18 protein-coding genes and 1 pseudogene are annotated in these 20,369 nt (G+C 51.5%); 10 read left to right on the plus strand and 9 right to left on the minus strand.

Annotation, left to right across the window (positions count from 1 at the left end; translation table 11 throughout):
• Positions 1-10 precede the first annotated feature (10 nt).
• Positions 11-1,888 carry a glycoside hydrolase family 13 protein gene (locus ACYVK4_RS32585; protein WP_461131765.1) on the minus strand — a complete coding sequence of 626 codons (1,878 nt, stop codon included), beginning with the start codon at positions 1,886-1,888 and terminating at the stop codon, positions 11-13.
• Between the two features lie 152 nt (positions 1,889-2,040).
• On the opposite strand from ACYVK4_RS32585, the gene ACYVK4_RS32590 reads away from it, so the two are divergent.
• The 3 genes from ACYVK4_RS32590 (at position 2,041) to ACYVK4_RS32600 (ending at position 5,975) form a co-directional block, all read left to right on the plus strand.
• Entirely contained in the window at positions 2,041-3,774 is a 1,734-nt protein-coding gene (locus ACYVK4_RS32590) for an alpha-amylase family protein (protein WP_461131766.1), read from the plus strand.
• Between the two features lie 60 nt (positions 3,775-3,834).
• Entirely contained in the window at positions 3,835-4,716 is an 882-nt protein-coding gene (locus ACYVK4_RS32595) for an N-acetylmuramoyl-L-alanine amidase-like domain-containing protein (RefSeq protein ID WP_461131767.1), read from the plus strand.
• A gap of 392 nt (positions 4,717-5,108) precedes the next feature.
• Positions 5,109-5,975 carry a hypothetical protein gene (locus ACYVK4_RS32600; protein ID WP_461131768.1) on the plus strand — a complete coding sequence of 289 codons (867 nt, stop codon included), beginning with the start codon at positions 5,109-5,111 and terminating at the stop codon, positions 5,973-5,975.
• A 277-nt stretch (positions 5,976-6,252) separates the two neighbouring features.
• On the opposite strand, the gene ACYVK4_RS32605 is transcribed toward ACYVK4_RS32600, so the two are convergent.
• The 3 genes and pseudogenes from ACYVK4_RS32605 to ACYVK4_RS32615 all read right to left on the minus strand — a co-directional run bounded on the left by ACYVK4_RS32605 (position 6,253) and on the right by ACYVK4_RS32615 (position 8,770).
• The gene (locus tag ACYVK4_RS32605; protein ID WP_461131769.1) at positions 6,253-7,860 is read right to left on the minus strand and encodes a S53 family peptidase; all 1,608 of its coding nucleotides are present in this window, start codon (positions 7,858-7,860) and stop codon (positions 6,253-6,255) included.
• Positions 7,861-7,952: 92 nt separating this feature from the next.
• A pseudogene (locus ACYVK4_RS32610) lies at positions 7,953-8,404 on the minus strand (EamA family transporter).
• A gap of 153 nt (positions 8,405-8,557) precedes the next feature.
• Complete coding sequence (locus ACYVK4_RS32615) at positions 8,558-8,770, minus strand: hypothetical protein (protein WP_461131770.1); 213 nt, start codon at positions 8,768-8,770, stop codon at positions 8,558-8,560.
• 186 nt (positions 8,771-8,956) lie between these two features.
• Here ACYVK4_RS32615 and ACYVK4_RS32620 point away from each other — a divergent pair, with 186 nt between their 5' ends.
• The 6 genes from ACYVK4_RS32620 (at position 8,957) to mnmE (ending at position 15,117) form a co-directional block, all read left to right on the plus strand.
• Positions 8,957-10,534, plus strand: coding sequence for a serine hydrolase domain-containing protein (locus tag ACYVK4_RS32620; RefSeq protein WP_461131771.1), 1,578 nt, complete (start codon positions 8,957-8,959; stop codon positions 10,532-10,534).
• A 3-nt stretch (positions 10,535-10,537) separates the two neighbouring features.
• The gene (locus ACYVK4_RS32625; RefSeq protein ID WP_461131772.1) at positions 10,538-11,062 is read left to right on the plus strand and encodes a GNAT family N-acetyltransferase; all 525 of its coding nucleotides are present in this window, start codon (positions 10,538-10,540) and stop codon (positions 11,060-11,062) included.
• Between the two features lie 163 nt (positions 11,063-11,225).
• Positions 11,226-11,606 (plus strand): response regulator, encoded by a 381-nt coding sequence (locus tag ACYVK4_RS32630; RefSeq protein WP_461131773.1) that lies wholly within the window; start codon positions 11,226-11,228, stop codon positions 11,604-11,606.
• A 100-nt stretch (positions 11,607-11,706) separates the two neighbouring features.
• The gene (locus ACYVK4_RS32635; protein ID WP_461131774.1) at positions 11,707-12,468 is read left to right on the plus strand and encodes an MBL fold metallo-hydrolase; all 762 of its coding nucleotides are present in this window, start codon (positions 11,707-11,709) and stop codon (positions 12,466-12,468) included.
• Positions 12,469-12,585: 117 nt separating this feature from the next.
• Positions 12,586-13,677, plus strand: coding sequence for an oxygenase MpaB family protein (locus ACYVK4_RS32640; protein ID WP_461131775.1), 1,092 nt, complete (start codon positions 12,586-12,588; stop codon positions 13,675-13,677).
• Positions 13,678-13,740: 63 nt separating this feature from the next.
• Positions 13,741-15,117 carry a tRNA uridine-5-carboxymethylaminomethyl(34) synthesis GTPase MnmE gene (mnmE, locus tag ACYVK4_RS32645; RefSeq protein ID WP_461131776.1) on the plus strand — a complete coding sequence of 459 codons (1,377 nt, stop codon included), beginning with the start codon at positions 13,741-13,743 and terminating at the stop codon, positions 15,115-15,117.
• 236 nt (positions 15,118-15,353) lie between these two features.
• Here the strand turns inward: mnmE and ACYVK4_RS32650 are convergent, their stop codons facing one another.
• Positions 15,354-15,920, minus strand: a complete 567-nt coding sequence (locus ACYVK4_RS32650; RefSeq protein ID WP_461131777.1) for a DoxX family membrane protein — start codon at positions 15,918-15,920, stop codon at positions 15,354-15,356.
• 177 nt (positions 15,921-16,097) lie between these two features.
• On the opposite strand from ACYVK4_RS32650, the gene ACYVK4_RS32655 reads away from it, so the two are divergent.
• The gene (locus tag ACYVK4_RS32655) at positions 16,098-16,655 is read left to right on the plus strand and encodes a hypothetical protein (RefSeq protein WP_461131778.1); all 558 of its coding nucleotides are present in this window, start codon (positions 16,098-16,100) and stop codon (positions 16,653-16,655) included.
• A gap of 19 nt (positions 16,656-16,674) precedes the next feature.
• On the opposite strand, the gene ACYVK4_RS32660 is transcribed toward ACYVK4_RS32655, so the two are convergent.
• From ACYVK4_RS32660 to tnpA, 4 genes are all read right to left on the minus strand, one after another.
• On the minus strand, positions 16,675-17,211 hold the full coding sequence (locus tag ACYVK4_RS32660) for an arsinothricin resistance N-acetyltransferase ArsN1 family B (protein WP_461131779.1): 537 nt from the start codon (positions 17,209-17,211) through the stop codon (positions 16,675-16,677).
• A gap of 15 nt (positions 17,212-17,226) precedes the next feature.
• Complete coding sequence (mgtE, locus tag ACYVK4_RS32665; protein ID WP_461131780.1) at positions 17,227-18,579, minus strand: magnesium transporter; 1,353 nt, start codon at positions 18,577-18,579, stop codon at positions 17,227-17,229.
• Positions 18,580-18,640: 61 nt separating this feature from the next.
• Complete coding sequence (gene rsmA, locus ACYVK4_RS32670) at positions 18,641-19,459, minus strand: 16S rRNA (adenine(1518)-N(6)/adenine(1519)-N(6))-dimethyltransferase RsmA (RefSeq protein ID WP_461131781.1); 819 nt, start codon at positions 19,457-19,459, stop codon at positions 18,641-18,643.
• 199 nt (positions 19,460-19,658) lie between these two features.
• On the minus strand, positions 19,659-20,120 hold the full coding sequence (gene tnpA / locus ACYVK4_RS32675; protein WP_461131782.1) for an IS200/IS605 family transposase: 462 nt from the start codon (positions 20,118-20,120) through the stop codon (positions 19,659-19,661).
• Between the last annotated feature and the right edge of the window lie 249 nt (positions 20,121-20,369).

Below are 20,369 nucleotides of genomic sequence, written 5' to 3' on the forward strand. Positions count from 1 at the left end.
GCTAGACTGTTTATTTCAGCAACTCCAGTACAACCGCCGATTTGGCGGGTAACTTCACTAGTTTCAGATCGTTCAGTTTAGCGTCGGTCAGAACATCTCTGGCAGACGTAAAGCCTTTCATCCGTTCGGCAAAGCGGTTCGTGTCAATCGAGATTTCCTTATCGCCGGTGTTCGTTGCCACCATTACCGTTTTACTGGCATCGTAGCGAAAATACACATAGGTACCGTCCTGCGGCACAAATTGCATGAGTTTGCCGGTATGCATAACCGGATTATCGCGCCGGTAGGTGGCTAATTTCCGTACGAACTGAAAAGCGGCATTTTCCTGATTTGTTCGGCCAGCCGTCTCGAACTTGTTCTCCTTATCGCCCGGAAATCCTCCCGGAAAATCTTTACGAACTTCGGCATCACTCGGGTTTTTGGTCCCTTTCATTAAAATTTCGGTGCCGTAGTACCAATGTGGGATACCGCGGGTGGTCAGCAGCCAGGTAACCCCGATTTTATATTTATCGAAGTCATCACCAATGACTGACAGATACCGGTCGGTATCGTGATTTTCGAGAAAGGTGACCAGCTTATTGGGGTCGGCGTATACATCATCCTGCGCCAGCACCTGGTGAATTCTGTTCACGCCCGAGTCCCAGTCGAATCTCTGATTCAGGGCATCGTTAAAGGCATTATACAGCACGAAATCCAGCGCCCCCGGCTGGTTGCTTTTAAAGGGAAATCCAACGGTATTCTTAACAAAAAAAGCCTGCCCCACGGGGTTGTTCACCACCGACTCACCAAAAAGATGAATGTTCGGATACTCATACATCAGCGCTTTGTTACAGCGATTCATAAACGCAAGGTCGTTGTATTTGTAGGTATCAATCCGCCAGGCGTCGAGGCTGAACATCTCCGTCGACCAGATGGCATGTTGGATCAGGAAATTGGCAACGTAGGGATTGCGCTGGTTCATATCGGGCAAAAAAGCCGTAAACCAGCCATCCAGCAGTGTTTTCTGATCGGCTGAGGCCCCGTGCGGATCATAGAGGGACTGCTCTTTGTGCGTTGAGCCAGTGTAGGTTGGCCAGACGTTGACCCAATCTTTCATGGGCTTATCTTTAAAAAACCAGTGATCGTCGCTGATGTGGTTGTAAACGGCATCCTGCACCAGTTTCATACCCCGTTTGTGCAGGGCCGCTGCCAGGTCAATATAGCCCTGGGTGCCGCCGAATCGCTTATCGATCTTATAGTGATCGGTGAAGTGATAGCCGTGGTAGCCCGCCTGATTGCGGTCGGGGCCTTCCTTTTTCAGCGTTTCGTCATTATCAAGTACCGGCGTTAGCCAGAGGGCGGTAACCCCCAGGTCTTTCAGATAATCGAGCCGGTTAATGATCCCTTTAAAGTCGCCCCCATGCCGCAGATATGGATTTTTGGTATCGGCCTGCGTATCCAGCATATCAGGAAATTTGTCATTCGACGGGTCGCCGTTGGCAAACCGGTCGGGCATGATCAGGTAAATAAAGTCGGCGGCCGTAACTCCCTGCCCTTTCGGCGATTTGTCGCGCGCTTTCAGTTCAAATGGCTGCGTCAGGGTTTGACTTCCCCGTTTCCCAACGACCTTAAGGGTGCCCGCTTTGGCCGAGGGCGTAATGGTCAAATCCAGAAACGCATAATTTGGATTTTCGACCGTATGGGTTTTCACCAGCTTCACACCGGGATAGGAAACCGAATACGTCAATGAACCGGCATTGGGCCCGTAGACCAACAGTTGCAGGTTCGGGTTCTTCATTCCTACCCACCAGTTGGTGGGGTTCAGACGCTCGATCCGGGCAGGCTGCGCCTGTATCGGGTGGAAGCCTATGGATAGGATGACAACCAATGTAAAAATGATCCTTTTCATATATTGATCAAGCATAAACTCACTGAATTCTGATTTTGACTAAAAATAATGCAACAATAATGCAAAAATAACCCATCATTTTCGTCAAAAAAGGGCATAGTTTTGTATTCAGTGATTGTACAGGTTTCCGTAGTCCGATTCAACCTACCTCTATGCATACGACGTCTGTTGTCCCCATGATGGATAAACTGATTATTTATCAGATTTTTACACGCCTGTTCGGCAATCAGTCGATCACCAATAAATGGAATGGTTCGTACGCTGAAAACGGTGTTGGTAAATTCAATGACATCAACACCGCAGCCCTACAATCAATTCGCCAGTTTGGGGCTACACACGTCTGGTATACCGGTGTTATCGAACACGCAACTCAAACCAATTATTCGGCCTATGGTATCCGTCCCGACAACCCGGCGGTGGTAAAAGGCCGGGCCGGTTCTCCCTATGCCATCAAAGACTACTACGATGTTGATCCGGATCTGGCGGTTAGTGTGCCCGATCGCATGGCGGAGTTCGAAGCCCTCATTCAGCGGACCCATTCGCATAGTCTAAAGGTCATTATTGACTTCGTTCCCAACCACGTAGCGCGACAATATCAGTCGGATGCCAAACCCAGCCCTGTTGCCGATCTGGGTCAGAACGATGATACATCGGTGGGCTTTTCGCCAAATAACAATTTTTATTACCTGCCCGGCCAGATTTTCAACTCCCCGGTTCCGAACCAGCTAACCAGCGATACGCCCGTTGGCGGCTGGGGTATTGAATCGCCCGCCAAGGTCACCGGCAGCGGCTCGATTACGGCCAACCCTGACATTAACGACTGGTACGAAACGGTAAAGCTGAATTATGGCATCAACGTCTTTGACTGGAGCCATCACTTCGACCCCATTCCGGACACCTGGCACAAGATGCTCGATATTCTGCTGTTCTGGTCAGCCAAAGGAGTCGATGGATTCCGGTGCGACATGGCGCATATGGTGCCCATTGAATTCTGGAAGTGGGTCATCCGTCGGGTCAAACAGCAGTATCCACATATCATCTTCATTGCCGAGATTTACGACCCCGGCTTATACCGGTCGTTTATTTTTGAAGGGGGTTTCGATTACCTCTACGACAAGGTAGGTCTGTACGACGCTGTCCGGCGGCTGATGGAAGGGCATGGCTCATGCTACGAACTTACGCGCGTGTGGCAGCAGGAATCAGGCGATTTTGCGCAGCATATGCTTCGTTTTCTGGAAAATCACGACGAGCATCGCATTGCCTCCCGTTTTTTTGCCAACAACCCCTGGGCGGCCGTTCCCGCCATGACGCTGTCCGCAACAATGCATACCGGCCCTATCCTGCTGTATTTCGGTCAGGAGGTGGGCGTTCGGGCCGAGGGTTCGGAAGGGTTCAGTGGCGACGATGGCCGAACAACCATTTTTGACTACTGGGGCGTAACCGAATGGCAGGCCTGGGTGAGCCATGGGCGGTATGATGGCTCGGACCTGACGGATGACCAGCGCCAGCTTCGGGCATTCTACCAGCAATTGAATTACCTGATCAGTGGCTCTGATGCTATTCAGAATGGGTATTTTTATGACCTTCAATATGTGAATGACAATGGGCAAAGCCCCGGCTATGATGCGCATCGGCTCTTTACGTATCTGCGGTACACCGACCGTCAGAAACTATTGATTGTCTGCAACTTCTCTGAACAAAACAGTTATGATACGGTAATACGTATTCCTTCTGCTGCCTTCGATGCCATGGGCCTTAACGCATCGAAACCCCTTCAACTGCAAGATATTTTTCTGACGAATGATAAAATTGAGGCAGTTGGATTGTCAGGGGTACCGTTATTCCTACCCCCGTGGAGTGTTCGGGTACTGGAGATTAAATCGTAAAAATTTGGTACTTTTTTAGCCTGTCTTCGTCCTATGAACAGGCTACCCAACTATTAATCCATGGCGAAACTGTTTACTGCATTATTTATTCTGATAGCTTCTGTACTTGTACATGCGCAGGATAGCACATCCGGCGATTTGCGATCGTTGACGCTGGTCAGTGGCAAAACTCCCGCTGAGTTGGCAATCAGTATCGGAAAGCAGTTTCTGGGAAAGCCTTATATTCCGCATACCCTCGATCAGAATCCGACCGAACAACTGGTTGTCAACCTTCGGGAGTTTGATTGTACGACCTATCTGGAAAGCGTACTGGCGCTCACCCTTGCCTGGCAGGATGTGGCCAGCAAGCCCAACGCAACCCTCTCCGAACCGGCATTTCGGCAATACTTAACCCGGCTCCGCTACCGGAACGGCCGAATCGATGGGTATGCCAGCCGATTGCACTATTTCTCGGACTGGCTCCGCGACAACGAACAGAAAGGACTGATCAAAGACGTAAGCAGCGAACTACCCGGCAACCTGACGGTGGCCAAGCCGGTTTCCTACATGACAAAGGCAACCTACAAATACCCGCACCTCAGCAATCCAGACGTCTATAAACAACTGGCGTTAACCGAAGCCTCCCTCAGTCAACAATCGTTTTCATTTATCCCCACAAAAAACATCCGCCAGGCAGAGTCCCAGCTTCGCGAGGGGGATATTGTCATGCTGTTGGCCGCCCGGCCCGGCCTGGACATGAAACATGTGGGACTGGCCATACGACAACCCAACGGCAGAATGCATCTGTTACATGCCTCCTCCGAGCAGGGCACTGTTGTCATTTCTCCCTACCCCATCAGCGATTATTTGCTGCTGCACAAACGCCTGTCGGGCATTCGGGTGGCACGATTGCGGCCAGATGCCATCAACTCCGGGCTCTCGGGAGCCGTACAGGGGAAGTAAACTTTTCCGGTAAACACCATCTCGTCTTTCGTCTGGTCAATATACTGAACAGCCAATGAACTGCCGGCAGGCTGCCTCAGCGTGCTGATAACGCCTGGTTAAAACCAGACTGTTCATTCTTGTATCGAATCAAGAATTAGCAGACTCCATTTTAGAAAATACACCGATTTCAAGATAAACCCGTTACCTTTTGCGAAGCTTCTATTTACTTTATAAAAATAAGTATACAAATATACAATATAGTACATTTTTCAGCGCTCATGAGATTAACACATGCGTTATCTATTCTCTTAATCGGATCACTCTGTAGTTGTAATCAGGCTAGTCAAAATAAACTTCTTACAATAATTGGTTTACCAAACAAAACGTCAGGTAACTCCCTGGCGGACAAATTGATTACTGTTCCGTACACGATAAATGATATAAAAGCAGACTCAACGCTTTTCAGTGAACCCCGGAAACTTGTTGATCTAACCGATGAAACCCTGTCAGAATCATCGGGTCTGGCATTGAGCCATCGAAATGCCGGCTGTTTATGGACGGAGCAGGATTCGGGCAATTCAAACCAGATTCAATTATTGAACCAGGACGGCTCGGTTGTAGCCCGCTTCACACTCGACGGTCTGGAAAATCGGGATTGGGAAGACATCGCCGTAGGGCCTGGACCGATACCCGGAGAATCGTATATTTACCTGGGCGAGATAGGCGATAACCGACGCCGAAACCCCGAAAAGATCATCTACCGGTTTCTGGAACCAACGATCAGCGGACGCCAGCTTCCCGTTGACGGGCACATCTCGACCATTGACGCCATCCGCCTGCAACTTCCCGATGGGCCACAAAATTCAGAGGCCTTCCTGATCGACCCAACGACCAAAGACCTGTTCATTTTCTCAAAAAGTGACAAGACAACACTATATCGGGCCCCCTACCCGCAGTCGGTAACGAGGACCACGCTGATGGTCCGCCAGTTGATTATCCCTTTTGAGCGGATAACGTCATCGGCGATCTCAACCGATGGCAGCGAAATTCTAATGCGCAACTACACCCAGCTTTTCTATTACAAACGCCAGCCCGGTGAATCAATCACCAAAGCGCTCACACGAAGGCCCCGGTTAGTACCCCTTGCCAAGGAGGCACAGGGCGAAGCTGTTGGCTGGGCCCCCGACGGGTCCGGTTACTACACGACTTCTGAAGAAACTTTTGACACAACACCCGCCCTTTCGTACTACGGGCGTAAAGGATACGGTCGTCCGTAACAATTTCATAATACGGATGATAAATACCTGATTTATAATTTTACGCCGAAATCATGATCTTCTGAATTGCATGGTACGGCACTGGATAAACGAGTTAATGAACCTGGTGGCAGGCAATAGCCGGTATGTTATGTATTCGCCTACAGGTCAGCTTTTGTTCATTTTGCTTATTCTGTTCATTCTTTCAATACCGCTGCTGTTATTTTTCTTTCTCTAAAACACACGGATGGTTCACCGTGCGCCCCAACCATCGCACGACAAACCATCGGCTAAGACCCTAGGCAACGGTACCTTTGTTCCCTAGCAGGGCCGCCAGTTTCGTTCCATCGGCTACTCCTAATCCAGTACAGGCGTCCCAGCCAACTGAAGCTGCATACCCTTTGTTTCCGTTCGTTGTGCTGTTGTTACCCTGAGTAATGTCTCTGAAAACGCCCGGATTAGCATAAATGACCGGGTGGATATACCCCACTGGCTTCCCCCCCCGTTTTTGATTGATCAACGCAATCAGTCCCGCCATGAGGGGAGCCACGGCACTGGTACCGCCAATGACTAGGTTGGAACCATCGACCCGAACGGCATAGCCCGTAGCAGGGTCGGCAACGGCCGCTACATCGGGAACGCCCCGGCCAATACGCGTTTTATCATTGACCGATGGAGGCACGTGGCTCGCCTGCTGGTAGGCAGGTAGATCGAATACATCGCTGATGCCACCACCAGTAGCGCTGGTTTTACTTTCGTGCCAGACGATCTCTTCCGTTATGGCATTGCCGGTAGCGGTGAGTTTCGTGCCCCCACAGGCTAACACAAAGGGACTCGATGATGGAAAATCGACGTGCGCTTTTCCATCGCCCACGCCGTCGTCGGAACCCGTATCACCGGCAGCGGCACAAACCGTTATCCCTAAAGCGGCTGCCGCCTGAAACGCCTGATTATAGGACGTGAGGGCTTGTGGGGTCCAGTTTACCTCGGCCGCTCCCCAGCTAATGGAAATAACGGATGGTTTATTGGTAGTGTCATGAATGGCCGTGGTAATGGCATCCAGGAAGCCTTGATCTGTATTCGGAGCAAAATAAACTACGATTTTAGCCCCAGGTGCAACGCCCCCCGCTACTTCAATGTCGAGCATCACTTCGCCGTCGGCCCCGTCGGCAGTACCGGGTGCATTGTGCCCCCCATCAACCGAAACAGCAACGACCGTGGGGGCTTTAATGCCCAGTCCGGCAAAGTAGGCCGTAATATCTGCTTTTCGGAAGCCCCCGCCCAGCTCGATAATAGCAATGGTCTGCCCTTTACCGGTGGCCCCCACCGGGTAATTATACAGGCGGGCCAACTGGGGGGGCGTAAAGGAAACACTACCTGCCCGGGGAGCAATTTGCGAACCATTGCCCGACGTTGGGCCATAGACCTGAAAATGCGGCCTGGCCAATGGTCGGTTATCTAAGCCAAAAACCCCCTCAATGCTATCAACAAGTTCGGCCGGCACGCTGATTGTCCCCGTCCGCCCTCTGAAGACGGTTCCATCAGCCAGGCGGTAGTTTTGGAGGGGCACCCCAAAGGCCTGTTCCATCTGGGCAACGGTGCCCCGAAGCAAAACACTGCGTCGGGCGGGACTGCTTTCAACCAGACTTAAGTCATATGCAGAGGCAAATTCTTCCACCAACTTCACAATGGCCGGGTCGGCACCGTATTGGCTGGCATAAGCCGTTCGGCTCACGGGTTTTGCTACTTCGGAGCCCGTATTGACCAAAGGTGTCAAAGACTTTTTCCGGCGAATCCGGACGGTTACGGTTACGATCTCATTCGGGTCCAGCGTATTGGATGCTGTAGCCTCTGGTACCGGCTTTTCACTGCCGGGCAGCATAACAAGTTGATCAAAAGCGCTCATAACAGTTGGGTTATAGGGAAGTGTGATGTCAGTTTGTAATTAACCAATCATAGCTTCATTTGTCAGATTAAATTTTAACGGGAAGGCCTTGCTCACAGGATCAACACCAGCGTTCCGGCAATGATCAGTGCCGCGCCAAGAGCGGCTTTCCAGGTCAGTACCTCGCCCAGAAAAAGAACCGAAAGCAGAATGGCGATCGCTACGCTCAATTTATCAACAGGGGCCACCTGCGAAACTTTACCAACTGTAATGCTCTAAAATAAAATACCCAGGATAAGCCGGTAGCTACCCCGGATAAGAGCAGGAAAATCCAGTTTTGGCGGGTCAGGGTGGGTAATGACTCGATGCCTCCGCGCCAGAACACCAAGCCCCAGGCCACCAGAAGAATGACTACCGTGCGAATGGCCGTTGCCAGATCGGTATTTACTCCCTTAATACCAACCTTAGCCAGTATAGCGGTTAAAGCCGCAAACAGGGCAGAAAGCAGCGCGTATATCCACCATATAGTCCTCAATTTTAGACATGACTCTGTTAACGGGTTCAACGAACCCGTCTGACGAACAACGTACCATAACTAATTAAAGGCCCCACCCTTGTGACTCATCCACGGTGCGATCAGTCTAAACAAATACAAAAACCAACCTATGATAATTGCCAGAATATAGCCCGGATAGCCTGTTGGACTCCGGGCTATTTCTTATTCTGACTTCCCCATTGTTTCCAGCCGCTGCCGAACTCGTTTAAGTGTCTCCCGGCTAGCACCATCACCCGCCCGAAGGCCGGTTATCGCTAGCTCTACCGTATTTTTTAAATCGAATGTTGAGTCCCAGGCCGCGATCTGGAAGTAGCCTTTGGGCGGCAATTTGCGTCCTTTGAAGAACGCGATCAATTTTTCATCCTCACTGTTCATTCGGCAAAAATAGGTACCGGTCAACCCCGAAGCCGCGCAAAAAATGACTATCTGATTCAGCGGGACAGATGCATGCTTGAGCGTCAGCTACGATATAAACACCCCATTTCGTACCCATACAAGGCTCTTCCGGCGGTTATTTTGTATGTTAGCAGGTCTGAACTGTTATACATCTCACGGGTCGATATGAGACTAATTTTTCCTGCTCTGTTTTTTACTGCCTCCACTGCCCTGGCGCAGCCATTGTCACCCAACCGGACGGTACTACATACCGCTAATTACCAGCCGCCCGTTTTCACCGATGCTGACCGACTGAACAAATTGGGAGCGGCTTTCTCCCTCGTCGAAAAGCTTTACAAAAACGAAGCGGAGAAACGTCACATACCTGGCCTGGCCTTCGGTATCGTGCTCGATGGCAAGCTGGTCTATTCAGGTGGGTTTGGGTACGCCAATGTAGCCACCAGGACACCGGCAACGCCTAAATCGCTGTTTCGCATTGCGTCGATGACCAAGAGTCTGACGGCCATGGCGGTTCTAAAACTCCGCGATGAAGGGAAGCTGCGGCTCGACGATCCCGCCGAAACCTATATTCCCGAGCTAAAGAACCATAAATACCTTACCGCCGATGCCCCCCGGATTCTGGTTCGAAACCTACTCGCTCACTCGGCGGGTTTTCCGGAAGACAACCCCTGGGGCGACCGCCAGCTGGCCGACTCAGATGATGACCTCACGAAGCTGATTAAAGGGGGCATTTCGAACGCTAACGTACCGAATTTCGCTTATGAATACAGCAACCTCGCCTTCGCCATGCTGGGGCGGATCATCAACGTTGTATCCGGGAAGCCCTACCAGCAATACATTACCGAAACCATTCTGAAACCGCTGGGGATGAACGATACCCAGTGGGAATATGCTAACATCTCGGCCGACAAACTGGCCCTGGGCTACCGTTGGCAGGATGACGGCTCCGCAGCGGGCACCTGGCTTGCGGAACCTCTGCTGCACGACGGCTCACACGGCGCTATGGGTGGTCTGATCACATCCATTGAGGATTTCAGCAAGTATGTGGCTCTTCACCAGGCCGCCTGGCCACCGCGTAATGATGTCGACAACGGACCTGTCAAGCGTAGTTCTATCCGGGAAATGCAGCAACCCTGGACCTTCGCGGGTTTGTCGGCGCAGGCCAAAAACGCAGCCGGTCAGGTGTGCCCTATAACGAGCGGGTATGGCTATGGCCTGCGCTGGAATAAAAACTGCATCGGTCAGGTCGACGTCGGGCACAGTGGCGGATTACCCGGCTTTGGCAGTCAATGGCGTATCCTCCCCGACTATGGCCTTGGCGTTATTGCGTATGGCAATGTTACCTATGCTAGTTTGGGCTCGGTGAACTCGGCGGTACTCGATACGCTGGTGGCTATGGCGAAGCTACGTCCCCGGCAGTTACCCGTTTCCAGTATACTGGCCCAACGAAAAGCCGAACTCCTCAAACTTCTTCCTAACTGGACAAACGCCGAGCAGAGCGGCATATTCGCCGAAAATTTCTTCCCCGACAAGTCGGTGGCCACCCGCCGGAAAACGGTGCAGGACCTGTATGCCAAAGTGGGCACGATTAAACGTGTAGGCGAATTGATACCCGAAAACCAGTTGCGGGGGCACTTCTTGCTGGAAGGCGAGAAGGCAAACATTGATGTATTTTTCACACTGACTCCCGAAACCCCGGCCCTGATCCAGCAACTGGATTTTCGGGAGGTAGGTAACGAATAGCGCATGAACCAGGTTTTCACGACTACGGCCACCGAAGCGGATATTCCCGCGTTGGAACAACTGGTCAATGGGGCCTACCGGGGCAATAGTTCCCGTCAGGGATGGACGACGGAAGCGGATTTGCTTGATGGTATTCGCACCAGTGAAGAATCGTTGCGGGCCATGATCCAAAATCCCAACGCCCAGATTTTAACTTACAAAGACGCGGGACGCCTACTGGCCTGCGTCTATCTGGAGTTGAAAGCGAGCGACCTTTATCTGGGTATGCTAACCGTTTCGCCCGATGTTCAGGCCAGCGGCATCGGCCGGCAACTGCTGCTGGCGGCAGAGCAGATCGCTCAGCATCGAGGATGCCGGGCCATCACCATGACGGTCATTACGGTCCGGCATGAACTCATTGCCTGGTACGAGCGACGTGGCTATACCCCTACGGGCAAGGTTGAGCCATTTCCCGATGACCCCCGGTTTGGCATCAAGAAGCAGCCGCTTGAGTTCATGGTGATGGAAAAAGTTCTATCAAAAATATAACGGTCTCTTCTACCCTATTTGTTAGGCGATTACAGGCAACTGGCAGAATTGTATGGCGTAAAAAGCGTACGTAGCGGCCTTTTGTGTGTAATGCCTTTTTGCGTTTGCCGATTTAACTCTATAATTTCACCACAGTATAACGATTCACGATCTCTCAAGCCTTATGTCAGCTTCCAAACGCGTCCTGATTGCCGAAGATAGCTCTGTTATCCAGAATCTGGCCCGCAAAATTCTAGAGTTTCAGAATTACGACATCACCGCCGTCAAGAACGGTGAGCAGGTACTGCAAATTCTCGAAAAAGAAGATTTCAGTATTCTCCTGTTAGACATCAACATGCCGTTGATGGATGGCATGGAATGCGTTCGGCGCGTTCGGGCCCTGTCCGACCAGGAAAAAGCCGGTGTACCCATCGTTGCCATCACCGGTAACGCCAAAAACTACACCGAAGAAGAATTCAAAACCGCCGGTTTCAACGATGTTCTGGTGAAACCCCTCAACTTCGACCGACTGGTAGAAGTCGTTAATCAACTGACGGATAAATAAAAAGGAAAGGAGGAAAACGAGGAAGGGGAGTAAAGGGAGTAAAAGGATTTATACTACCAAATCCCTCTCCTCCTTCCTCCCTTTACTCCCCTTCCTCCTTATGCTAATCACCCTGCTTGGTACGGGAACATCGTCGGGGGTGCCGCTTATTGGCTGTACCTGCGACGTGTGTCGGTCGGTTGACTTTCGGGACAAGCGACTCCGTACTTCCGTTCACATTTCTGTGGACGGATTAAGTTTTGTTATTGACACAGGCCCGGATTTTCGTCAGCAGGTACTCCGGCTTAATCTGCAACAGCTCGATGCCGTGCTGTTCACCCACGAACACAAAGACCATACGGCAGGGCTCGACGAAATCAGGGCGTATAATTTCCGGTCGGGAAAAGACATCCCCGTATACGGCCGACCAACGGTGCTGGCCCAGCTTCAGCGCGAATTTGCTTACGTTTTTGCCGAAACAAAATACCCCGGCACTCCCCACGTTCAGCTTCATACCATCATCAACGAGCCGTTTGATGTGCTCGGCATTCGGTTTACGCCCATCGAAGTTATGCACCATAAACTACCCGTTTATGGCTTTCGAGTCGGTGATTTCACGTACCTCACCGATTTAAATTATATTTCCGATGAGGAATTGACAAAGGTTTACGGCACAAAGGTCTTGGTGCTGGACGCTCTTCAGATTCAGCCGCACATCTCCCATTTTTCACTCGACCAGGCCGTTGCTCTGGCCAAACGGATCGGTGCCGACCGCACCTATTTTATCCACATCAGCCACAAACTGGGCTTGCACCGGGAGGTTGAAAAAGAACTGCCCGACACTATCCGACTGGGCTATGATGGGCTGCAAATAAGCCTGTAGTACCGTTCTTTCGGGTCGGTCATACTCGTTCTTCGCAAACAAGCCAAGCCGGAAGGGGCGGTACTACAAACCAATTCCGTCTACGCATCGTTACCCAGTCAGATTCATAACCGAACGATGCTGACTGCCATAAAGCCCTCCCGTCCCTTTTCAAATGCCTTGTTAGACCGTTACCGACAGCAGGGCGATGCCCCGGCTGATGCGGCCATTGCTGCGGTTGTCGAAACTGGTGGCCCGACGGCCCTGCGTTCGCTCATGCAATGGCTTGGAGACACCAGCAATTTCTCGACGGAGAACCAATACCCGGCCATCCAAACCTTTTTCGCTGAATACGGGACTTTACCCGACTGGGCTGAACCCGACCGGATGAAACGGGGCATGGCTTTTTTCAAAAAGCACGCCCAGCAAATCGGGCTGACGCTCGGCTTTTTCTCACTCCCCTACTCCTACCTGGGAGCCAACGGTGCACAAGTGCTTTGGCTTACCGAACGCATAAAAAATGATACCGCCCGCCGACTCCAGGAAACCGGCGAGTGGGTATTTGCCGTCAATAACGCTAAGGAATGGTCTTTCGGCGCGATGGGCAGCCGGAACGAGGCAACTGCCATCCGCCGTACGCAGAAGATCCGGCTGATTCATGCCGGTGCCCGCTGGTTTTCGCTCCACTCCGGCCGCTGGAATATGGATTGGGGCTACCCGGTCAATCAGGAGGATATGGCCGGTACCAGCCTCTCGTTTTCCTATGTCGTTTTGCAGGGATTACGAAAAGCAAAGGTGAGCATGACCGGGCAGGAAGAGGAAGATTACCTGCATCATATCAACGTGATTGGTTACCTCAATGGCGTGGCCGAAGAACTAACACCCGCCAACCTCCGCGAAGCCTATAACCTTGGCACCGCCATTGCCCGTCGGCAATTTGCCCCCTCCGAAGCGGGCGTCGGACTGACCCGTTCGCTGTTGAACGCCATTGCCGCTGTGGCCGCGTCCAGTCAGACAGCGCCGAACGGGTTCGGCCCAGCGGCAGGCTCTTCGGAAACGAAGGTACTGGGACCGGAAACGATTCGGAACCTCGCAGCCGGGGAAATGCGTTTCTTCATGGGCGATGAATACGCCGACTGGCTCGGCATCCCAAACGTACCCGTTGAGAAACGGGTAGCTGGGTTATTAAATCGTCTGCCTATTTTCCAGCGTCAGTTGTTGAGTCTTTAAGAAGGGATTTCCTGAAGAACGACACGTAACTAGCTGGCTCAAAACACAACTTACAACACGAACTTGTATCAATTAGAACCCATTGCGGCACTGGCCACAGCCCCCGGCATCGGTGCCATTGCCGTGGTCCGCGTATCGGGCGAAGGTGCCATTGAACTAACCAATCGTCTTTTTCGGGGAAAAGATCTGACCCAGCAGCCAAGCCACACTGCCCATTTTGGCACCCTTCGGAACGAAGACGGCAGCATTATCGACGAAGTACTGGCAACCGTTTTCCGGGCACCAAAATCCTTCACGAAAGAAGATGTTGTTGAAATTTCGTGTCACGGATCGGAATTCATTATCCAGCAAATTCTGCGTCGGCTTATGCAGGAAGGTGTCCGTTTGGCTAAGCCGGGCGAGTTCACCCAACGGGCGTTTTTGAATGGTCAGTTCGATCTGGTACAGGCCGAAGCCGTTGCCGACCTGATTGCATCCGACTCCGACGCCAGCCACCGGGCAGCCCTCAATCAATTGCGGGGCGGTTTCTCCCGACAACTCAAAGACCTACGCCAACAACTGATCGATTTCGTCGCCCTGGTTGAACTGGAGCTTGATTTTGGCGAAGAAGACGTTGAATTCGCCCACCGCGACCGGCTCCGTCAGTTGATGCTCGACATTCGTCGAGTGCTTCATCCATTGATCGAGTCGTTCTCAACCGGAAACGCCATTAAGAACGGAGTGCCAACTGTCATTGTCGGCAAACCCAACGCGGGCAAATCGACGTTATTGAACGCGCTGCTGAACGAAGAGAAAGCCATTGTCTCCGATATTCCCGGCACCACCCGCGATGTGATTGAAGATGAGCTATTCATTGATGGTATTCGCTTTCGGTTAATCGACACGGCCGGCTTGCGGCAGGCCACCGACCGCATTGAAGCCATCGGTATTGAGCGCACGCAGCAGAAAATGCGTGATGCCGCTCTCGTCGTTTACCTATTCGACGCCAAAAACGTAACATCGGCCGATTTACAAACGGCGGTCGACGAAGTACGGGCATCCGGCAAACCGTATCTGCTTGTCGGTAATAAACTCGACGCCATTACCGACGCCAGCCGCGAGTCCCTGGAAACGATGTTGGGCGAGCCCGTCGTCTGGATCTCGGCGGCCAAACAAACGCATCTGGACGAGCTGAAAGCAGCCCTTTCGGCCCGCGTCCGCACTGATGCCGCTGTGCAAACGGGCAGCGCCGTAGTGACCAACGCCCGTCATTACAACCACCTCACCGGCACCGACGAAGCCCTCGCCCGCGCCATCCACGGCCTCGACACCGGCGTCACCCCCGACTGGCTGGCAATGGACTTACGGGTAGCCCTGCAACATCTGGGTGAGTTGACCGGTGAGATTACAACCGACGATTTGCTGGATTCGATTTTCAGCAAGTTCTGTATCGGAAAGTGACGTTTTCGTACAGTACCTGTTGGCGAATAGCCTCATGTAACGTTTTCGGCAGCACCGCGGGTTGGTTGACAGTTGTTTTTTTGACTTCCTGCCCGATTATCAACCTACTAGCTGCGGTTGTCTCAACAATACTGGTGCCAGACTCGGCTTTATTTTCTGGTTGACGCTAGTGCTACTTTGTGGCTGGAACCGCCTAGAACAAGTTGCTCACCCATCATATCCATTGTTAACATCAATTAAGCAGTTGCTACTTTTCCGGCCAGACGTTTAACGCCATATACTCCCGGAATCCGGGTTCGCAAGGTACTCCGTAAGCTTTGAGGCTTCGCTACAATCCGGGCACCTGTCCAGGTGGCGGCAATCACCATGCCGGCAGCTACCAGCACAATATCTTTGATAATGTATTGAGCTGCCAGCGTTGGCGCATGAAGGGGACCGGGGAATAATTCGCCGGGGTAGATCACTAAAGGCGACATGGCCCCGATCATTTGCGCAGCCATCAGCCACACACCAACCCGCAAAAAACGGCCAGACACAAAGCACACCCCAATCAGGCATTCAAGAATAGCGACAAAATCCATCGCGTTATGGCCCGTGAACACGCCCATTGTCAATACCGTAGTGGTTCGAGTGGCGAGGGATTCGATTGGGCTGATGCCCGGAAAAAATTTCAGCAGGCCAAATCCCAGAAAAATAATACCCATCCCTATTCGCAAGAGTAGAATGCTATAGGTTACCATCCAGCGGTTAATACAGGTGTCCAGCCGGTCAAACTGATCAAACAGATTCATTATCGTTTTCATAGCCGCTGAAGGGTCTAGAGAGTTTACTTTTGCTTCAACTAACGGAATCGACCTAGCTTACCGATTTGTAAGTGTACAAGTCTTAATCAGCGATTAATTTAAAACCCTCTTTTCCAGCTTATGCCCTATTTTTCACTAAAAAGAAGCGTTTGTTCACTGTTTATCATTATTGGCTCAATGGCTTCCACAGAAGCTCAGGTGCAATCAACAGCCGATTCGGTTAAAGCGACGTTTAGTTTTAAAACCGCTCCCTGGTATGTCCGGGCGGTGCCTTTTGCCATTTATACCGGAGCAGGCAAAACGAGCGACCGGGGGGCGCAAAACATCGAAATTGGCAAAACGTTTCGGGTGATCGACCTGGGGGTGGCTTTTGGCCGAAATACGTTCAGGCCTGATACGACGCTGTTTCTTGAAGGCCGGGTTACCATGAACGTCGCCAATTATGGCATTTTCGCCAATGAAATGGCCCTTGGAGCAGGCAAGTTATTCGACTCCAAAGGAAGCCTGATGCTGGAACTGAGCTACAATATCTTCGCGCAATTATCACCTAAGCTTGGCTTCGGCTTCACAACGGGCTATTATGATTTCAGCAACGACTCTTTCGATAGCTCCAGGACTTTCTACGGGTTCATCCTCCGCTATGGCTTACCCCGTACCGATTCGGGCAGGATTGTGGGAATTGGGAGGGGTGGACGGAGTGGGCGTCGGGTACGAGCCAGGCATGGGCACCGGTAAAATCCTCCCATTAATTTCCTCAAAGAAGCTGAGAGATGGGAAGTGGTATAGCCGGATTGACCGGATGAGGCTGTAACGTTCGTTGAAACCAGGCAACGCTATGCCACGCCCCCATTTTAAACCCAATATTGTCGTAGGTACCGATGAACTCAAAGCCCATGGTCTGATGAAAGGCCTCACTCTTCGGGTTAGGCATCGTGATACCCGCATAGGCATTGTAATAACCCTGCCGATACAGAAACTCAAATAACATTGTATAAAGCTGACGGGCAATACCCTGCCGGTGACCAACGGGATGTACGTACACCGACGTCTCGACCGACCACTGATACGCCGGACGATCGCGGTGTTTGGATGCATACGCATAGCCCAGGATCTCGCCGTTTACCTCGGCAACCAGGTAAGGGTACTGTTGATGAATCGCTTCAATTCGGCGGGTGAATTCCGCTACGGTCGGAACTTCATATTCAAACGTAATGGTGGTACCCGTAATATAAGGGGCATAAATGGCCAGCATGGCAGGCGCATCGTCGGGGGTGGCGAAACGAATAGTCATAGCCAACGAATATACTTAAACTTCGGCGAGTAGCCACTGGGCAATCATAAAATAGACGCCGATCCCGATCAGGTCGTTGGCCGTCGTGATAAACGGCCCCGAAGCCACCGCCGGATTTATGCCTACTTTGTTGAGCAGCAAGGGCGTTACAGTGCCCATAAACGAGGCCAGCATGACCACCGCCAGTAAAGAGGTGGCCACCACAAAAAACAGGCGCGGTTCGCCAATGATGAAGGTGTACGTACCGGCAATCAGGCCCACCACCAGCCCATTGATGACGGCCCCCAGCAGCGTTCGCAGCAACCGCCGGCCAAGCGTTACACTCAGCCCCGATGTGTCGGCCAGGCTTTGCAGAATGAGGGAGGATGTTTGAATACCAACGTTCCCACCGGTCGATCCGATGATGGGAATGAAGGCGGCCAAAGCGGCAATTTTACCCAGTTCGCTCTGAAACCCATTGATAACCGTAGCCGCCATCAAGCTGCCCACGGCCCCGGCAATGAGCCAGGGAAGCTGCACTTTCGAGCGCTGCCAGATCGTATCATCCTCTTCTACTTCGCCCGAAAGACCCGAAATTACCTGGATATCTTCCTCAGCCTGATCGGTAATCACATCGACCACGTCATCAATCGTAATACGACCTAAGAGTCGCTGCTGAACGTTCACTACCGGAATGGCGTCGAGGTCATACTTCTGCATCACCTCCGCCACTTCGGCAACCGGGCGGTAGGTTTCCACAAAAACGATATCGTCGTCGTAAATATCCGCGATCTTGGCATTTTTCCGGGCCAGCACGATTTTCTTTAACGATACCAGCCCCAACAGCTTACCCACATCGTCAACAACGTAAACGGCGTAGACATTCTCAACGTCTTCGGCTTGCTGTCGGATTTCTTCAATACAGGCGTTAACGGTCAGGTTGACATTGATCCGAATCAGCTCTTTCTGCATCAGACTGCCCGCCACTCCATCTTCATAATGAAGCAGATCGAGAATAAATCGAGCCTGTTCCCGGTCTTCCAGAAAACCAATAACCTCCTCCCGAACCTGAATGGGCTGTTGGTTCAGCACGTCCACAGCATCGTCGGAATCCATCTGGTTGATGAACGGAGCGAGTTCAGCTGAGGTAAAGAGTTTCAGCAAAGCCGTCCGTTCGGTCTGGTCGAGATTGGCCAGTATCTCGGCCCCTACCGTTTTATCGAGCAGACTAAGCAGGTAATGAGCCGCTTCCGGTTCCAGTTCATCGAGAATTCCGGAAATATCCGCTGGAAACAATTCCTCCATCTCCGTCCGCAGCAACGCATCGTCGCCCGACTCGATGGCCGATTGAATATGATCGAGGTAGTCTTTGGTGAGTTCGAAAGTCATTGTTGGCAGGGAGCAAAGGGAGGAATGGGACAAATGGGAGGAGGGTAGACCTCTCATCCCTTTACTCCCTCTCGTCCCTCTCCTCCATTAACGAAGTTAAGGCTACGAACTCGGCCACGCTCAACTGCTCGGCGCGTTTGTCCATGTAGGGACTGGCGAGGGCAGCTTCGGGTGGACTTAAGGGTTTGAGGGCATTGCGAAGGGTTTTCCGGCGCTGGCTAAAGCCATGCTTCACCACCTGCGTAAACTTGCGTTCGTCGCAGCCCAGGTCGGTTACGCTGTTTCGTTTGAGCGAGATTACCCCCGAAAAAACTTTTGGCGGTGGATTAAATACACCCGGATCGACCGTGAACTCATACTTGATATCGTACCAGGCCTGCAATAACACACTCAGGATACCATAGTCTTTATTGCCGGGCCCGGAGGCCACTCGCTGGGCCACTTCGCGCTGAAACATTCCCACCACTTCGGGTACGCGTTCGCGCATCTCCAGCACTTTAAAAAGAATCTGGGTCGAAATGTTGTAAGGGAAGTTGCCAATAACGGCAAATGGCTCGGTACTATTCGGCTGTTTTGTCGGCAGGAAATCAGGACGGATGTTCAGAAAGTCAGCGCCCAGAATGCGCCCCTCCAGGGCGGGAAAATGGACTTTCAGGTAATCGACGGATTCGCGGTCGATTTCGATAACGTAGGTTTCAAACTGATCATTCTGCAACAGGAACTGCGTCAGCACGCCCGTTCCAGGCCCGATTTCAAGAATTCGCTTATACGGTATGCCATCGACGCCAGCATGTACGGTCAGGAGTTCAGCAATGCGCTGGGCAATACTCAGGTCTGTCAAAAAGTGCTGACCGAGTTCTTTTTTAGGTTTAACGTACATAGTTCCGATGGGTTGGGGGCCGATTTACTAACCCACCACAAAGGTAGGGGTCAACGGGTGAATAATTAGTGCCCATCCGGTTTAGGATTCTGTTATTATATGTGTCCAGCGATCCTTGGAAATGGATTGGTTATTGGCTAAAGTGATGTTGAATCAGACGACAGCATTAACACCGTGGAGTCGATGTAAACAAACGACGTTACTCAAGCCAATCAAACAAAAATCGTTCTTCGTAGGGTACCTCAAATTTTTGAAGGAAATCAAGGTACTCTTCCCGAAATGTCTTCTTCCGGTGATGCTCTTCCTGATTTAACACATAGTTATAAACGGCGTCAATCTGCGAGTGAGCGTATGAAAACGCGCCAAAACCTTCCTGCCAGGCAAATTTCCCTTTAACCCAATTATGGTCGTTGATCAGATTCGTTGTATTGTTTTTTATATCGCGAACCAAGTCAGATAAACAGGCAGACGGTTTCAAGCCAATAAATAAATGCACATGATCGGCCACCCCATTGACAATAATTGCCTTTTGATTTTTATTGGTAATCACGCCAGACATGTATTTAAAAACCTCATCGCGCCAAGGTTTTTGCAATAGACTTTCTCGACCTTTTACAGCGAAAACAACCTGAATGTAGATTTGAGAAAATGTGCCGGCCATGATTGTGGTTTAGATAATGACGTGATATGTCAAAATAATCCTATCACCCCTTCGGGGTTTTGATAGGTTGTTGGGGGATTCTATTTCTACAATCCTGTCACCCCTTCGGGGTTTAAATGGATGGAGATGGAGACTAGGTTTTTATAATCATAACACCCCTTCGGGGTTTAATAGTTGTTCGGTCTATCAACCCCGAAGGGGTGTTATGATTATAGACCATACAATCCCCCACCTACCAATCAAAACCCC

The organism is Spirosoma aerophilum, from assembly GCF_054782495.1.

Coding starts and splice junctions, on each gene's coding strand:
- ACYVK4_RS32585 (WP_461131765.1), bottom strand. CDS start 1,888: ATGAAAAGGATCATTTTTACATTGGTTGTCATCCTATCCATAGGCTTC.
- ACYVK4_RS32590 (WP_461131766.1), top strand. CDS start 2,041: ATGCATACGACGTCTGTTGTCCCCATGATGGATAAACTGATTATTTAT.
- ACYVK4_RS32595 (WP_461131767.1), top strand. CDS start 3,835: ATGGCGAAACTGTTTACTGCATTATTTATTCTGATAGCTTCTGTACTT.
- ACYVK4_RS32605 (WP_461131769.1), bottom strand. CDS start 7,860: ATGAGCGCTTTTGATCAACTTGTTATGCTGCCCGGCAGTGAAAAGCCG.
- ACYVK4_RS32615 (WP_461131770.1), bottom strand. CDS start 8,770: ATGAACAGTGAGGATGAAAAATTGATCGCGTTCTTCAAAGGACGCAAA.
- ACYVK4_RS32620 (WP_461131771.1), top strand. CDS start 8,957: ATGAGACTAATTTTTCCTGCTCTGTTTTTTACTGCCTCCACTGCCCTG.
- ACYVK4_RS32625 (WP_461131772.1), top strand. CDS start 10,538: ATGAACCAGGTTTTCACGACTACGGCCACCGAAGCGGATATTCCCGCG.
- ACYVK4_RS32630 (WP_461131773.1), top strand. CDS start 11,226: ATGTCAGCTTCCAAACGCGTCCTGATTGCCGAAGATAGCTCTGTTATC.
- ACYVK4_RS32635 (WP_461131774.1), top strand. CDS start 11,707: ATGCTAATCACCCTGCTTGGTACGGGAACATCGTCGGGGGTGCCGCTT.
- ACYVK4_RS32640 (WP_461131775.1), top strand. CDS start 12,586: ATGCTGACTGCCATAAAGCCCTCCCGTCCCTTTTCAAATGCCTTGTTA.
- ACYVK4_RS32650 (WP_461131777.1), bottom strand. CDS start 15,920: ATGAAAACGATAATGAATCTGTTTGATCAGTTTGACCGGCTGGACACC.
- ACYVK4_RS32655 (WP_461131778.1), top strand. CDS start 16,098: ATGGCTTCCACAGAAGCTCAGGTGCAATCAACAGCCGATTCGGTTAAA.
- ACYVK4_RS32660 (WP_461131779.1), bottom strand. CDS start 17,211: ATGACTATTCGTTTCGCCACCCCCGACGATGCGCCTGCCATGCTGGCC.
- mgtE (WP_461131780.1), bottom strand. CDS start 18,579: ATGACTTTCGAACTCACCAAAGACTACCTCGATCATATTCAATCGGCC.
- rsmA (WP_461131781.1), bottom strand. CDS start 19,459: ATGTACGTTAAACCTAAAAAAGAACTCGGTCAGCACTTTTTGACAGAC.
- tnpA (WP_461131782.1), bottom strand. CDS start 20,120: ATGGCCGGCACATTTTCTCAAATCTACATTCAGGTTGTTTTCGCTGTA.